The organism is Klebsiella sp. EMBS2024 (genome assembly GCF_036233805.1).
Taxonomy (GTDB): Bacteria; Pseudomonadota; Gammaproteobacteria; order Enterobacterales; family Enterobacteriaceae; genus Klebsiella; species Klebsiella pneumoniae.
This window is the reverse complement of record NZ_JAZARW010000001.1, coordinates 1,312,136-1,326,958: the sequence shown is the minus strand read 5'-3', so window position 1 is coordinate 1,326,958 and position 14,823 is coordinate 1,312,136. Positions and strand designations below refer to the sequence as shown.

Annotated in this window: 18 protein-coding genes; 11 read left to right on the top strand and 7 right to left on the bottom strand. The window is 59.0% G+C overall.

Annotated elements, in window-relative coordinates; genetic code table 11:
- Positions 1 to 32 precede the first annotated feature (32 nt).
- Positions 33 to 1,208 carry a CynX/NimT family MFS transporter gene (locus VZP09_RS05975; RefSeq protein WP_074376151.1) on the top strand — a complete coding sequence of 392 codons (1,176 nt, stop codon included), beginning with the start codon at positions 33 to 35 and terminating at the stop codon, positions 1,206 to 1,208.
- 31 nt (positions 1,209 to 1,239) lie between these two features.
- On the opposite strand, the gene VZP09_RS05970 is transcribed toward VZP09_RS05975, so the two are convergent.
- Positions 1,240 to 1,932, bottom strand: coding sequence for a CTP synthase C-terminal region-related (seleno)protein (locus tag VZP09_RS05970; RefSeq protein ID WP_004224192.1), 693 nt, complete (start codon positions 1,930 to 1,932; stop codon positions 1,240 to 1,242).
- 145 nt (positions 1,933 to 2,077) lie between these two features.
- Between VZP09_RS05970 and VZP09_RS05965 the strand changes: the two genes are divergently transcribed.
- Positions 2,078 to 2,587 (top strand): DUF523 domain-containing protein, encoded by a 510-nt coding sequence (locus VZP09_RS05965; protein ID WP_069339193.1) that lies wholly within the window; start codon positions 2,078 to 2,080, stop codon positions 2,585 to 2,587.
- A complete protein-coding gene (locus tag VZP09_RS05960; protein ID WP_442910124.1) occupies positions 2,574 to 2,930 on the top strand; it encodes a DUF488 domain-containing protein in 357 nt (118 codons plus the stop codon). Before VZP09_RS05965 ends, VZP09_RS05960 begins: the two co-directional genes overlap by 14 nt.
- Here VZP09_RS05960 and VZP09_RS05955 read toward each other — a convergent pair.
- Positions 2,920 to 3,159 carry a putative hemolysin gene (locus tag VZP09_RS05955; RefSeq protein ID WP_004176548.1) on the bottom strand — a complete coding sequence of 80 codons (240 nt, stop codon included), beginning with the start codon at positions 3,157 to 3,159 and terminating at the stop codon, positions 2,920 to 2,922. The genes VZP09_RS05960 and VZP09_RS05955 overlap by 11 nt on opposite strands.
- A gap of 300 nt (positions 3,160 to 3,459) precedes the next feature.
- On the opposite strand from VZP09_RS05955, the gene VZP09_RS05950 reads away from it, so the two are divergent.
- From VZP09_RS05950 to VZP09_RS05940, 4 genes are all read left to right on the top strand, one after another.
- Positions 3,460 to 4,473: a sensor domain-containing diguanylate cyclase gene (locus VZP09_RS05950; RefSeq protein ID WP_253607474.1), complete on the top strand. Its 1,014-nt coding sequence runs from the start codon at positions 3,460 to 3,462 to the stop codon at positions 4,471 to 4,473.
- Positions 4,474 to 4,530: 57 nt separating this feature from the next.
- Entirely contained in the window at positions 4,531 to 4,632 is a 102-nt protein-coding gene (locus VZP09_RS05945) for a YoaK family small membrane protein (protein ID WP_004150782.1), read from the top strand.
- Positions 4,632 to 4,706 carry a protein YoaJ gene (gene yoaJ / locus VZP09_RS24830; RefSeq protein ID WP_004213093.1) on the top strand — a complete coding sequence of 25 codons (75 nt, stop codon included), beginning with the start codon at positions 4,632 to 4,634 and terminating at the stop codon, positions 4,704 to 4,706. Before VZP09_RS05945 ends, yoaJ begins: the two co-directional genes overlap by 1 nt.
- 117 nt (positions 4,707 to 4,823) lie before the next feature.
- Positions 4,824 to 4,949, top strand: coding sequence for a hypothetical protein (locus VZP09_RS05940; protein WP_004140488.1), 126 nt, complete (start codon positions 4,824 to 4,826; stop codon positions 4,947 to 4,949).
- 59 nt (positions 4,950 to 5,008) lie between these two features.
- On the opposite strand, the gene VZP09_RS05935 is transcribed toward VZP09_RS05940, so the two are convergent.
- From VZP09_RS05935 to fraE, 4 genes are all read right to left on the bottom strand, one after another.
- Complete coding sequence (locus tag VZP09_RS05935; RefSeq protein WP_004140489.1) at positions 5,009 to 5,272, bottom strand: DUF2534 family protein; 264 nt, start codon at positions 5,270 to 5,272, stop codon at positions 5,009 to 5,011.
- A 130-nt stretch (positions 5,273 to 5,402) separates the two neighbouring features.
- Positions 5,403 to 6,041 carry a leucine efflux protein LeuE gene (gene leuE, locus VZP09_RS05930; protein ID WP_004150783.1) on the bottom strand — a complete coding sequence of 213 codons (639 nt, stop codon included), beginning with the start codon at positions 6,039 to 6,041 and terminating at the stop codon, positions 5,403 to 5,405.
- Positions 6,042 to 6,130: 89 nt separating this feature from the next.
- On the bottom strand, positions 6,131 to 7,045 hold the full coding sequence (gene lpxP / locus VZP09_RS05925) for a kdo(2)-lipid IV(A) palmitoleoyltransferase (protein WP_004148038.1): 915 nt from the start codon (positions 7,043 to 7,045) through the stop codon (positions 6,131 to 6,133).
- Between the two features lie 661 nt (positions 7,046 to 7,706).
- Positions 7,707 to 8,750 carry a fructose-asparagine asparaginase gene (fraE, locus tag VZP09_RS05920; RefSeq protein ID WP_004179363.1) on the bottom strand — a complete coding sequence of 348 codons (1,044 nt, stop codon included), beginning with the start codon at positions 8,748 to 8,750 and terminating at the stop codon, positions 7,707 to 7,709.
- A gap of 302 nt (positions 8,751 to 9,052) precedes the next feature.
- Here fraE and VZP09_RS05915 point away from each other — a divergent pair, with 302 nt between their 5' ends.
- Entirely contained in the window at positions 9,053 to 10,261 is a 1,209-nt protein-coding gene (locus VZP09_RS05915; protein ID WP_004140494.1) for an HD-GYP domain-containing protein, read from the top strand.
- Between the two features lie 73 nt (positions 10,262 to 10,334).
- The gene (locus VZP09_RS05910; RefSeq protein ID WP_004213090.1) at positions 10,335 to 12,119 is read left to right on the top strand and encodes a sensor domain-containing diguanylate cyclase; all 1,785 of its coding nucleotides are present in this window, start codon (positions 10,335 to 10,337) and stop codon (positions 12,117 to 12,119) included.
- 6 nt (positions 12,120 to 12,125) lie between these two features.
- On the opposite strand, the gene VZP09_RS05905 is transcribed toward VZP09_RS05910, so the two are convergent.
- Positions 12,126 to 13,016: a LysR substrate-binding domain-containing protein gene (locus VZP09_RS05905; RefSeq protein ID WP_032438571.1), complete on the bottom strand. Its 891-nt coding sequence runs from the start codon at positions 13,014 to 13,016 to the stop codon at positions 12,126 to 12,128.
- Between the two features lie 120 nt (positions 13,017 to 13,136).
- On the opposite strand from VZP09_RS05905, the gene VZP09_RS05900 reads away from it, so the two are divergent.
- Positions 13,137 to 14,645, top strand: a complete 1,509-nt coding sequence (locus VZP09_RS05900; RefSeq protein ID WP_228366603.1) for a UbiD family decarboxylase — start codon at positions 13,137 to 13,139, stop codon at positions 14,643 to 14,645.
- Positions 14,646 to 14,678: 33 nt separating this feature from the next.
- The coding region (locus VZP09_RS05895; RefSeq protein ID WP_328795464.1) for a hypothetical protein at positions 14,679 to 14,823 on the top strand (145 nt) is incomplete at its 3' end.

Genomic DNA, 14,823 nt, shown 5'->3' with positions numbered 1-14,823 from the left:
TCGTTAGTTACCTTGAGAATGATATGTCTTCTGTGATCTCCCCTACCGGCCGCCGCCCCGCGCTGCTGATTGCCGGTATCCTGCTCATCGCCACCACCCTGCGCGTGGTCTTTACCGGCGCGGCGCCGCTGCTGGACGCGATTCGTAGCGACTATGGCCTGACCACCGCGCAGACCGGGCTGCTCACTACCCTGCCGCTGCTGGCCTTTGGCCTTGTCTCGCCGCTGGCGGCAGGGGTTGCCCGCCGGTTCGGCATGGAACGCAGCCTGCTGCTGGCGATGCTGCTGATCTGCGCCGGCATTGCCCTGCGCTCCCTGCCCTCCGCTGCGCTGCTGTTTATCGGCACGGCGGTAATCGGCTGCGGCATTGCGCTGGGTAACGTGCTGCTGCCCGGGCTGATTAAACGGGATTTCTCGCAACATGTCGCGCGGATGACCGGCGCCTATTCCCTGACGATGGGCGGCGCGGCGGCGCTTGGTTCCGCGCTGGTGGTCCCCGTGGCGATGGCCGGATTCGGCTGGCGCGGGGCGCTGCTGCTGCTGATGGTCTTCCCGCTACTGGCGCTCCTCAGCTGGCTGCCGCAGTCCCGGCGCCGGGCGGAGACGCCATTGACCGGCTCAGGCGCTATGCATAACCGGGGGATCTGGCGGTCGGCGCTGGCCTGGCAGGTGACGCTGTTCCTCGGCATCAACTCGCTGGTCTATTACGTGATTATCGGCTGGCTGCCGTCGATTCTGCAGAGTATGGGCTATAGCGAAGCGCAGGCCGGCTCGCTGCATGGCCTGCTGCAGCTGGCGACCGCCGCGCCCGGCCTGGCGATACCGCTGATCCTGCATCGGCTGCGCGACCAGCGCGGGATCGCGGTGCTGGTCGCCCTGATGTGCGCCATCAGCGCCGCCGGGCTGTGGCTGTTGCCTGAGCTGGCGATCGGCTGGACGCTGCTGTTCGGCTTTGGCTCCGGAGCCACCATGATCCTCGGCCTGACGTTTATCGGCCTGCGCGCCAGCTCGGCGCATCAGGCCGCGGCGCTGTCAGGGATGGCGCAGAGCGTCGGCTATCTGCTGGCCGCCTGCGGGCCGCCGCTGATGGGCAGGATCCATGATGTCAATGGCGACTGGCATATTCCGCTGCTGGCGGTGGCGCTGATTTCGCTGGTGATGGCGGTCTGCGGCGCGCTCGCCGGACGTGACCGGGAAATTCACCCCTGAAGATGACCGGCAGCGCCCGCTGCCGGTGGAATTATTGTGCCGCGGCGCGAAGAAACGCCTGCACCAGCGGCGCGGGACGCCCGTCCAGCGCGTGACGCTCATGCTGGAACAAGGTGGCGACAAAAAACGGGTGCGTCACCAGCTCGACGGCGCGGATCTCACCCTCTTCATCCCAGCCGGTGACGCGCAGATCGCCCTGCTCCAGCTCCGCCGCAAACGCGCTGCTCACGCCGTACCGGCAGTGGTAGCCCTCTTCAATGCTCTCCCGGCCATAGGCGCGGGCAATCAGCGTATTCGCCCGCAGCTCGACGACGGCAGAGGTCTCCACCAGCGAGCAGCTGAGGGGAGCGATCACCATCCGCCCTTCGCTGTCGGTTTCCGCATGTCCGGCGTCCTGCCAGCCGAGCACGTTGCGGGCGTATTCAATCACCGCGTGCTGAAAGCCGCCGCAGGTGCCGAGGAAAGGAATGCTGTTTTCCCGGGCATAGCGGATCGCGGTAAACGCGCCTTCCGGGTGACGATACGGGCTGCCGGGAACGACCCAGATGGCATCGTACTCCGCCAGCGCCTCGCCGGAGGCGATCGACGGGGTGGCGAGCCAGTCATATTTCACCGGCTGCTCCAGCACGGCGGCGGCATCGTCTATCGCCAGGGGAATGGCCTGATGGGCAACAATATCGGGGTGATAATCGCCGACAAGGGCGAGGCGTAAAGGGATTTTCATAGCAGGTTCCTTATGTCTGGACGAGACGGACAGCACAAGGCACGTCAGAATAGCGATCCCGCCTGTNGAACACAATCCTTATTTTCACCCCACCGCCGTGGCCGACGGGTGAGGTATACTGGAAAAAGCGCGTAAGGGAGAGAGAATGAAAAATAAGCTTTTGGTCAGCGCCTGCCTGATGGGATTCCAGGTGCGGTATAACGGTAGTGAGAAGGCACAGCTGGCGGCGACGCTGTCCCGCTGGCAGCAGGCGGGGCGGCTGGTGATCCACTGCCCGGAGCTGGCGGCCGGTCTGCCTACGCCCCGACTGCCGGCGGAGATCCTCGGCGGCACGGGCGGCGATGTGCTTGCCGGACGGGCGCGGATCGTGGAAAGCGACGGCCGCGACGTCACCGGACATTATCAGCTGGCCGCCTGGCTGGCCCTCAGCGCCGCCCGGGAAGCGGGCTGTCAGGCAGCGTTACTCACCGACGGCAGCCCTACCTGCGGCAGCCAGTTTGTCTATGACGGTTCCTTTCGCGGACGGCGCAAAGCGGGCGCCGGCGTGGCCGCCGACCTACTCCGCGCCCACGGCATCACGGTATTTTCCAACGGGCAAATCCCGCAGTTGCTCGCCTGGATGGCACAGAAGGAGCAGGATGATGATTCAGTGTAAACGGGTGTATGACCCGCAGGAAAGCAGCGACGGCTATCGGGTGCTGGTCGACCGTCTCTGGCCGCGGGGGATTAAAAAAGAGGCGCTGGCCTGTGATGAGTGGTGTAAGGAGTTAACGCCTTCCGCTGAGCTGCGCAAAGCCTTTCACGGCGAGGCGATCGATTTCGCCCACTTCAGCCNGCGCTATCGTCAGGAGCTCGACGCCCATCGCGAAACGGGCCTGCGGCNGGCGGCGCNGGCGCAACGCCAGCCGCTGACGCTGCTGTACGCTGCGAAGAACACCGAGCAGAATCATGCCCGGGTGTTGGCCGCCTGGCTGGCGGCCCTGCCGGTTACGATTTAGCCGGATGATCCCGGCGCCACAGCGCCCACTCGTCGAGGGTTTCGCCGCTGGGTAGTTTGCACTGGGTGCTGACGCCCTGCGGCGTTTGCACCGGCACCCGGGTGCCGCCGGATTGCTGACAGTATACCGCCGCGGGGTTGGGCATGCCGATGGTTTTCGTCGGCGCAGTGGGCTGCGGCTGGGCACAGCCGGCTAATACCAGTGGCAGAATAGCCAGTAGCTTTTTCATTGTTCCTCCCTTTCCTGAATGCCCGGGGATTTTAGCCTGAATCTCCACGTTTTCTCCATCTTGCCTGCACTTTTCCCCCGTAGAGTAGCCCTGTTCTCGAACTGACCAGAGAACAGATCATTCCATAATCAATGAGTTTTTCCCCGTCGCCCCCGACGGGGCTTTTTTTCCCACCGCGTGGACAAGTATTCCCCAGACAGATGTGATAAATTTAAAAATATCACTGTTTATTTGACGCTGATGTCCGTTTGCAGCCCAATATGCTGGGGTGACGTTTGGCGTGCTGGAGCTGTATTATTCATGTCAGATTTTATTCTTGCCCGGGTGTCGCAAACCCTCGCTGCGGAACAGTCCCTGGAAACCCTGGTGCGCCAGCTGCTGGAGATGCTGGAGGCGGTAACGCGAATGGAGTCCACCTACCTCACCCGCATTGATACCAACGCCCAGCGGCAGCAGATCATGTTCGCCCACAACAGCAGCGAAATGCAGATCCCGGAAGGATTTTCCGTCCCCTGGGATGAATCCCTGTGCAAACGCGCCCTTGAGGATCAGTGTACGTTTAGCAATGACGTTGCCAACCGCTGGCACTCCTGCATCGCCGCCCAGGAGCTGGGAATCGCTACTTTTTTAAGCATTCCCGTCCGCCTGGCCGACGGCTCTCTGTTCGGCACCCTCTGCGCCACCAGCCGGCAACAACAGCCTTATAACCTCGAAGGCGAACAGGTCATGGGCCTGTTTGCGAAGCTCATTTCCCACTACGTGGAAAAAGACACCCTGGTGCAACAGCTGCAGGCGGCAAACGTCGCGCTGGAGCTGCACTCGTCTACCGATGAGCTCACCCAGCTTCCCAATCGCCGCGCGCTGTTTAAGCAGCTGGCGTTACGCTTTGCCTCCGCCCGCGCCCAGCAGCAGCAGGTCTCGCTTATTTTTATCGATCTCGATGGTTTCAAAGCCATTAACGATCGGTTCGGCCATCCGTGCGGCGACAGCTTTCTGGTGCAGGTCGGCAAACGACTCACCGCTGTCGCGCGCCGGGAAGATNTCGTTGGCCGCCTTGGCGGCGATGAGTTTTTGATCGTCGGTAGCGCCCAGCAGCCTGCCGCACAGCAGGCGTATGTCACGTCTCTGCGTCAGGCTCTGTGCGGCGTCTACTTCCTCGGCGAACAGCGTATCGACTATGAGGGCGCTAGCTTCGGGGTGGTCACCTGCGATCCGCAGAGTATCGATGTTGAAGCGGCCTTACGCGCTGCCGATGAGGCGATGTACCAGGATAAGAAGTCCCGCCGCCAGGAGAATTTCATTCATATTGACTAAAGTACCGCGATATCCAGTATCATGCAGGGCATCATTCGTGGGTACAGGGACACAATCATGAAATTGGGTATTCTTTTCCCGGTGGCGATCTTTATCATCGCCGTCGTCTTTCTCGGCTGGTTTTTTGTCGGCGGCTATGCGGCGCCGGGTGGGGCATAATGAAAAAAAGCACCATTATCATGCTGGTTGTCGCCATCGTGGCGGTGGCCGGCACCCAGTTTGGCTGGTGGTGATCGCCGCGGCGATATTGCGGATTTATCCTATCCCATCAATAAGTTAACCCTTTACACTCACGTTATCCGCCGCGGCATTCTCGGCCCCGGGGAATAAGAATAGCGGGAGAAGTAAGGATGAAAAAACCGATCGTGTTACCGTTGATTATTGCGCTGTGCACGCTGTTATCGGGATGCATTATTGACGATGGATATCACCCCCATCGCCACCACCACCATCATCACTATCATGACGACGACTAATGCTTCACGCTGTTGATAAGCCGATAAGACCGGGCGAACCGCGGTTCGCCCGTTGACGCTTAATCCTGACGATCGGCGCCGAGGAAAATAAAGCCGAGGGGGATAGCGAAGAGCGCGGTAAAGACAATGCTGTAAACCGTCACCATCGCCCCCTGCAGGAAGAACATGGACGTCGTCCACTCTGAGTACGGCATATTGTACTCGCTCACCACGCCCCCGAAGGTCGCCCGCCCCACTACCGCCAGCGCGATAGCAAACACCACCGCGAGCGACAGACAGTATTTTTTGCAGTTTTTATTGCTGAGGAGTTTTTGCAGAATCATCGGGGCTTCCTTTTTGCTGAGCGATAAACGGCTGTATATGTAACACCAATGCAATAAAAAATGAAGGGTTTTTGTTACAGGGCAGAATAAGAGACGGCGGGCCGGTCAGCGGGTAACCGGCCCGTGGGGATCAGGACTGCAGGGTAGCCAGGCGCGCGGCGAACCCGACGAAAACCAGACCAATCAGGCTGTTGCCAAGTTTAGCCAGCTTCTTGCGGGTTTTGACGTAGCGGGTGACAAACGAGCCGGAGAGGATCAAAAAGCTCATATAGCAGAAGCTAATCACCTCGAGGGTCAGCGCCAGGATAAAGAACGCCACGCCGGGGGTTTTGGCGTTGACATCGATAAACTGCACGAAAAACGACACATAGAACAGAATCGCTTTCGGATTGGTCAGGCTCAGGGTCAGAGAGCGCTTGAGGATCGCGCTCGCCGGCTCCGCGCTGGCGTCGGACTGGCCGTCGCGCTGGGTCAGCACCGCATAGAGCATTTTGCCCCCGAGCCACAGCAGGTAAATTGCCCCGAGGTAGCGCACGACGTTAAACAACACCGGCGTGGTTTTAATCAGCGTCGCCACCCCGGCGAATGCCAGAAACATCAGCACTGCGTCGCCAATAAAGACGCCCGCCGCCGCCAGATAGCCTTTCTTCACCCCGTGGGCAATGCCCGTTTTCAGCACGAAAAACGTATTAGGGCCAGGAACGAGGATGATAAACACCGCCCCGACCAGATAGGTTAAATAATTCAGAACACCAAACTCAGCGAACACTCTGCACTCCTTCGCGCACGACTAAAACATGATCCGGCTCACGTTACCCCAACTGTCGGGATTTTGAAAGCGCAGCCTGTGCGGGAAGGTTAATAGACGGAAGGTTCGCCCAGCGGGCGGGTTTTAAAACGACGGTGTACCCACAGATACTGCTCGGGAGCGCGCAGGATCTCGCGCTCAATAACCTTGTTGATATAGCCGGCGGCGATCTGCTTATCCTCACCCGGATAGTCATTCATCACCTCGCTGATATGCAGGCTATAGCCCCGGCGATCCAGCTTACGTACCATGCTGATGCTCAACATTTTCGCGCCCGATAAGCGGGACAGGACATAGGTGCCGTTGGTGGTCGCCGCCTGCGGGACGGAGAAAAAAGGTGCAAAGACGCTGCCCTTGGGACCGTAATCCTGATCGGGCGCGAACCACACCGCTTCACCGGATTTTAAGGCATGCACCAGACCGGTCAGGTTGTTGCGATCGATCATCGCTTTGTTCGAACGCAGGCGACCGCGGGTTTGCACCCACTCCATCAGCGGGCTGTTGTGCGGCCGGTAGGTGGCCATCATTGGCCGACACAGCCCCATCGCGCGGCCGCCCAGCTCCAGCGACATAAAGTGCACGCCGACGACCATTACCCCTTTCCCACCGCTAAGCGCGTGATTAAGGTTGGCGAACCCCTCGACATCAAACCATTTTTTGACCCGCTCGTCGCTCCAGAACCAGGCCATGCCGGTTTCGATAAGCCCCATTCCCAGCGACATAAAGTTTTGATCGATCAGCGTCTCGCGCGCCGCTGGCGACATGTCCGGGAAGCAGAGTTCGATATTACGCCGGGCGATATGTTCGCGGCGTTTAAGAAAGCGACGGGAAAGGCGACCAGCGCTGGTGCCGATAAAATGCAGCAGCGGATAAGGCAGTTGCACGATTAACCAGAGGATGCCGAGCCCGAACCAGGTCAGCCAGTTACGCGGGTGTAAAAGTTGTTTATTAAATACGCAGGCCATGATTTTTCCTGTAAACATTAATTATGTGGTAACGCTTAAGGAAAACAGAATCCATTTATCATCATTAGGCGGTACGTACAGCAAGTTCGACAATACTAATCCGCTGAAATTCCCTCCGGCAAGTAAAAAACAGCAAGCTGACAAAAAAACATAATTGCGGCACATATGTTACTAAATGTAAAGTTAAATCTTGAACCACGCTTAATATATTCATCATGCATATCATTTTCACGCTAATCATCAGCTTTACTAACGAAAACAACCGAAAGCTGCCGCAGTGCGGCCCTGGCCGCCGGTGGCAGGCGTCCGCTGAGCCGCGCGATCGGCGGCCTGACCGCGTTGGGATGCATCGTAGTCTGTCAAAGCGAGTATTAAACGCGTCCCACTGCGAAATGCATCTTTTTTAATCCGTCAGCATAAGAAAGATTAAAACGACTTTAAGACAACAATTAAGAATAGACTTATTTAAACCTGCTTTTAAAATAAGCGCGGTGCATTGAAATACTGTGCCCGCCGGACAATAAAAAATATTTCTTTACGCCTCGTGGGAAACACAGGTGGAGTGAATGATGGGTAATCATTCGCCATCGATTTGCATGGAAGCCAGGTCATTGAGAAGAAAGCACGGCGAGGGTGTGAACAACGCCCTCGCCGCAGAGGATCAGTAGGTATGGAAATATTGCTGAATCAGCTGCGGATCTTTAGTCTGCGTCAGCGCGGTCATCAGCAGTATACGCGCTTTTGCCGGGTTGAGGGAGTCGGCCACCAGCCCGGGCTGGCTGTCATCCGGCGGTACGACGCCGCTGCCGGTACGGGAGGCTCGCACCACCACGATGCCCGCCTGCTGCGCTTTTTTGATACCGGCGGCGCTACGTACCGACACCGACCCCGCCCCGGTTCCGGCGTAGATAATACCGTCGGCATGATGGGCGATCGCCGCATCGTACATATACTCCGGATCGTCCTGGTAACCATAAATAATCACCACCTTCGGCAGAACCTTCAGCTGACGCACATCGAACACCGAGCGCAGCGTGTGAATTTTATCCACCCGCGTCTCGAACTGGGGTTTTCCGCCCACCACGACACCAAGATAGCCCTCCTCGGGCGCCCGGAAGGTATCCAGCGAAGTGGCATTAGTTTTGGTGACAAAGCGCGCCGCGCCGATGCGGTCGTTAAGCACCACCATTACCCCGCGTCCCCGGGCATCAGGATCGGCAGCGACCGTGACCGCTTCCAGCAGGTTCATCGGCCCGTCGGCGCTGATCGCCGTCGCCGGGCGCATCGCCGCGGTAAAGACCACCGGCTTGTTGCTTTTCACCGTCAGATTGAGGAAATACGGGGTTTCATCCAGCGTGTCCGTACCATGGGTGATCACCACGCCATCGACATCGTCCCGGGCCAATAGCGCATTTACCCGCTTCGAGAGCTGGAGAATAATATCGCTGGTCATATTCTCACTGCCAATATTCGCCACCTGCTCGCCCTCGACGTGAGCGATTTTACTCATTTCCGGCACGGCGTTAATCAGCGTCTGCACCCCAAGCGCCCCGGCTTTATAGCCGGTTGTTTGGGTATTGCTGGCCGCCGAACCAGCAATCGTTCCGCCGGTGGCTAAAATAACAATATGCGGAAGACGCGTCTCGCTAAACGCCAGGCTGCTCATCGTCAATAACGCAATGGCAAGTAATGCTCTAAAATTCATACAGGTCACTCCCTTCATAGACATTAATCAAACTTACGCTTGCTTAATGCAAAGGGCTTGCCAGAATTCATTTCTTTTCTGGGGGGGAAATGGTTAACTATCAGACAATAATAAGGTTCTTAGGACGATATCGCCCAACTCTGGTGCACCACTGGATCTGAAACGGGCAGAGCTATGAACCAAAACATTCTGAGGATTTACCTGTTCAGCAACACACAACACGCATTGCGATCAGATTATCGACACTTCCGTCACCGGCGAGAGCATTTTTGCCCGCCAGGTCACGCGAACGGAGAACAGAGATGCGTATTGCCCTGAAGTCGGCCCTGATGCTGACCACCAGAGTCATCCAGATCATTAACCCTGAACTGCACCGGCATATGCAACGAACGGCCTTAATCGCCCTGACGCTGGCGCAAAGGCTGGAACTGCCTGACGAACGGCAGCAGACCATTTTTTGCGCCGCGCTGCTGCACGATATCGGCGTGCTGGGGGATAAACGCACCATTCATTCGCTGGATGCTATCGATAATATCCACGACCCGCATCAGCGCCAGGGTGTGGCGATGCTGGAGGGATTAGCGACCTTCCAGCCCATCGTTCCCTTTATTCGCGATCACCATTTTAGCCCGAACCACCGGGGCTCCCGCGAACAGCACATTGTCTATTTCGCTGATGCCTTTGAACGGCTGCTGCCGGCCGATAGCCACGTTGCCGCCTGGCCCACGCGGGCGGTGGTGGAACAGTTCGTCGCTTTGCATCGGGAGATCGATCCGCCGCTCTGCGATATCCTGTGCGAGGTCGCTGAAAATGCGAACTTCTGGCAGCACCTTCACCCCGGCCATATTCAGCGGCTGCTGGAGATTATTGGCCCCATCAACACGCGCTATCTGGATATTCACGGTCTGAAGGATGTCTGCCTGCTGATTGCCAAAATCGTCGACACCTACAGCAGCTTTACCGCCACCCATAGCATCATGGTGGGGGAAATCGCCCGCCAGCTTGCCCGCTGGATGCAGCTGCCGGAGCCCACCTGCCAGCAAATACAGATAGCCGGCTATCTACACGATATTGGCAAGGTCTATATCCCACTCTCCATTCTCGAAAAAGAGGGCGAGCTGGATGATGAGGAGCTGAGTCAGGTGCGGGAGCACAGTTACATGACCGGCGAACTTCTCAGCGACTATAGCGAGCTCGGCGATATCATTAACTGGGCCTCGAATCATCATGAAAAAATGGACGGCAGCGGCTACCCTCTGCATCTCGAAAAGGAGCACCTGACCCTCGCCGACCGGATTATCTCCATCGCCGATATTTTCACCGCGCTGACCGAAGATCGCCCTTATCGTAAAGGGATGGCCTGGCAGGAAGCCTTACAGATTATGGAAGCGGATGTTATAAATGGCGCTCTGGATAGCGATGTCTTCCTCGTTTTGCGCCACCATGCGGAAACGCTACACGCCATCATTCTTCAGACCCTTGCCCCTCTGCATAGCGAGCGCCGCCTCTGAAGCGGGCCGCCGTCGTGGCGGGGGCGGAGTTCTATAATCAAAACAGCTTCATCTGCATGCAAGGAAATTCACGGTGAGAATCGCCACCATCACTAACTGGGCTTACGGGATCACCGTTGGCCTGACGCTGGCTTCCGGGAGCGCTATGCTCATGGCCTCCAGCGCCGACCGCGTCGAACGCCAGGCGGTACAGCAGCGCCAGGTCTTTGATACCCTCTCCGACGAGGTGGAAAACGACGCCTGGGCGCTGTCTGACCTCGCCCGGCTGTACGTGATAAAGCCTTCGCCGGAGACGCTTACGCAATATCAGCAGCTGCAGCAGACCGACAAGAGCATAGAGCAGCGGCTGGGCGGCCTGAAAGATAACGGCGCCAGCCGCGAGGAGCTGGCGCTGCTCCAGGATGGCCTGCGGATCGCCAATGAGCTACAGGATGAACAGCAGGCGGCCCTGGCGCATGTCGCTCGCGGCGATGCGCCAGCGGCCATCGCGGTGCTGTACGGCACCGCGTACGAGACTGAACTGGAGCGCATGCAGACGCAGATCGATCGCTTCCGCCAGATGCTTGAGCATCGCGCCGCCGTCGCTATCGACCAGGCCACCGAGCGCTCGCGGATCTGGCGTACGCTGTCGGAAATCATGGTCGGCCTGACCGCCCTGATGTTTTTGTTCGTCCTCGGCTTCATTCTCAAACGCCGGGTGCTCTACCCGGTGGTTCGCCTGAGCGATGTGGTCCAGCGTCTCGCCTCCCAGGATTATGCGGTAGAGACGCCGCACTTTACCCAGGTGGATGAGATTGGTGACATGGCTCAGGCGATCCGCATTTTTCGCGAGAACGGCCTGGCCCGTCAGCGGCTGGAGCAACAGCGCGACGCCGACTGGGCGATCCGCGAGCTGCTGGCGCGTATGACTCAGCGGCTGCAGGGCTGTGAAACCATTGAGGATGTGATTAAGGTGGCGGAGCGGTTTGCGCCGAATATCGCCCCGACGATCCCCGGTAAACTGTATGTTCTGGATACCGACCCCTGGCAGATGCGCTGCGTGGCGCAGTGGCTGTCGCCCGCCGGTGAGACGACGCCCTTTTCTCCCGACGACTGCTGGGCGATACGGCGGGGACTCAGCCATCCGCCGGTGCAGGGCGAGCCCGATATCACCTGCTATCATCTGCCGGAGACGCACGCCGGCCAGTCGCTCTGCGTACCGCTCATCGCCCAGGGCGAAGCCATTGGCCTGCTGACCTTCCAGAACGTCACCGCCAGTGACGCTCCTTCCCGGGCCTATCTCGAGCTGATGGCGGAAGCGTTGGGCCTGGCGCTGGCCAATCAGCGTTTGCGCAGCGCCCTGCTGGAAAAAGCGCTGTTCGATTCCCTGACCGGCCTGCGTAACCGCCATCATCTTGACGAAGCGCTGCATTCGCAGATGGCGCTGGCGGTCCATACCCATACTCCGCTGAGCTGTCTGATGATCGACATCGATCATTTTAAAACCATCAATGATCGCTATGGCCATGAGGCTGGGGATCTGGTGATTAAGAGCGTTGCGACCATTGTGCAGCGCGCGGTGCGCGATATCGGCATGGCTTTCCGCTACGGGGGCGAGGAGTTTTTAGTGCTGCTCCCCGGGATTGACGAAGCCGGGGCGCACCAGTGCGCCAGCGAGATCTACACCCAGGTGCGCAATATGACGCTGCGTGATGGTCTGACCGAGATAGGCCAGGTGGATGTGTCGATTGGCATCGCCAGCTACCCGCAGCACACCCAAAGCGATAGTCTGCTGCGCGCGGCGGATGCCGCGCTGTACCGGGCGAAAGAGCTGGGCCGTTCAAGGATTGTCAGCTTTGGCCGCCTGAAGACCAGCTAACCGGGACTATCGCTCAGCGGTATTAAGCAGCGAGATAACTTTCCTTACCACTGCCGAACGAATATGGCGGTGGTAAACCATGCTCAGCTCACTCTCCGCCAGCCGATCCTGGAGATCGGTATACACCACGTTATCAAGGCGTAAGGCCCGCGCCGAGAGCGGAACCAACGCCACTCCCACCCCGGCGGAGACCAGGCTAATCATCGAGGTAACGTCGTTAATCCGCTGCGCCACCTGCGGCGTAAAGCCCGCGACGCGACAGGCATCCATAAAAACCTGCTCCAGTCCGGTGCCCTGCGGATCGTCAAGCGAGATCCAGTTGTCAGTGCGCAATGAGGCCAGATTAAGCGCGCCCACGCCGGCCAGCGGATGCTGTTGATAGAGCGCCAGGCAGAGCTTTTCACGTACAAACGGCCTGACCACCAGCGCGTCCGGCGGCGAGGCCAGCGGCGCGCGGATGATGGCGATATCCAGACGCAGATCCAACAGCGCTTCGTAGAGCATTTGCACATCCCCCTGCACCAGCGACAGCTCAATCCCCGGCCAGTCGGCGCGCAGCCGGCGCAGGAGCCCCGGCAGTTTACTGTCGTACATCGCGCTGGAGACATACCCCAAATGCAGCCTCCCCTGCTCGCCCCGCGCGATGCGCTGGGCGTCCAGCACCGCCTGATCGGCCATTTCCAGCGCCAGCCGCGTCTTGTGTAAAAAGGCCTCGCCCGCGGCGGTCAGAGTCAGACGGCGGTTAGCGCGGGAAAAGAGCACCACGCACAGGCGCTGCTCAAGCTGCTTAATCTGCTGACTGAGGGCGGGCTGGGCGATATGTAACCGCTCCGCCGCCCGGTGCATATGCAACTCTTCGGCAACGACCACAAAATGGCGTAACGCTCGCAAGGACATGGTCGGACTCCTCCCTACAAATTGATAAGAAAAAGCTTATCAATAAAGCATAAATGATGCAATTGATAACCATTAGCCTGCGAAGCATACTGTGCGCATCGATACGCTAAGGAGAACATCATGACCGCACCGATTCAGGATCTGCGCGACGCCATCGCGCTGCTGCAACAGCATGACAATCAGTATCTCGAAACCGATCATCCGGTTGACCCTAACGCCGAGCTGGCCGGTGTTTATCGCCATATCGGCGCGGGCGGCACCGTGAAGCGCCCCACCCGCATCGGGCCGGCGATGATGTTTAACAATATTAAGGGTTATCCACACTCGCGCATTCTGGTGGGTATGCACGCCAGCCGCCAGCGGGCCGCGCTGCTGCTGGGCTGCGAAGCCTCGCAGCTGGCCCTTGAAGTGGGTAAGGCAGTGAAAAAACCGGTCGCGCCGGTGGTCGTCCCGGCCAGCAGCGCCCCCTGCCAGGAACAGATCTTTCTGGCCGACGATCCGGATTTTGATTTGCGCACCCTGCTTCCGGCGCCCACCAACACCCCTATCGACGCCGGCCCCTTCTTCTGCCTGGGCCTGGCGCTGGCCAGCGATCCCGACGACGCCTCGCTGACCGACGTCACCATCCACCGCTTGTGCGTCCAGGGCCGGGATGAGCTGTCGATGTTTCTTGCCGCCGGCCGCCATATCGAAGTGTTTCGCCAGAAGGCCGAGGCCGCAGGCAAACCGCTGCCGATAACCATCAATATGGGTCTCGATCCGGCCATCTATATTGGCGCCTGCTTCGAAGCCCCTACCACGCCGTTCGGCTATAACGAGCTGGGCGTCGCCGGCGCGCTGCGTCAACGTCCGGTGGAGCTGGTTCAGGGCGTCAGCGTCCCGGAGAAAGCCATCGCCCGCGCCGAGATCGTTATCGAAGGTGAGCTGTTGCCCGGCGTGCGCGTCAGAGAGGATCAGCACACCAATAGCGGCCACGCGATGCCGGAATTTCCTGGCTACTGCGGCTGCGCTAATCCGTCGCTGCCGGTAATCAAAGTCAAAGCAGTGACCATGCGAAACAATGCGATTCTGCAGACCCTGGTGGGACCGGGGGAAGAGCATACCACCCTCGCCGGCCTGCCAACGGAAGCCAGTATCTGGAATGCCGTCGAGGCCGCCATTCCGGGCTTTTTACAAAATGTCTACGCCCACACCGCGGGTGGCGGTAAGTTCCTCGGGATCCTGCAGGTGAAAAAACGTCAACCCGCCGATGAAGGCCGGCAGGGGCAGGCCGCGCTGCTGGCGCTGGCGACCTATTCCGAACTAAAAAATATTATTCTGGTTGATGAAGATGTCGACATCTTTGACAGCGACGATATCCTGTGGGCGATGACCACCCGCATGCAGGGGGACGTCAGCATTACGACAATCCCCGGCATTCGCGGTCACCAGCTGGATCCGTCCCAGACGCCGGAATACAGCCCGTCGATCCGTGGAAATGGCATCAGCTGCAAGACCATTTTTGACTGCACGGTCCCCTGGGCGCTGAAATCGCACTTTGAGCGCGCGCCGTTTGCCGACGTCGATCCGCGCCCGTTTGCACCGGAGTATTTCGCCCGGCTGGAAAAAAACCAGGGTAGCGCAAAATAAGCAATAGCCGCCGGTAAACGGCGGCATTTTTCCATGCCGCGCGATCCTGAGCGGATGGCGCAGGCAGGATTAATTGATCGCAGCGGCGAGATCTTTTTTCACCAGCTCGCGCAGCTCAGAAATCAGCACCTGGCTTACGTCGAAATGGCGATCGGGGCGTTACGCATGGGGGTATTTA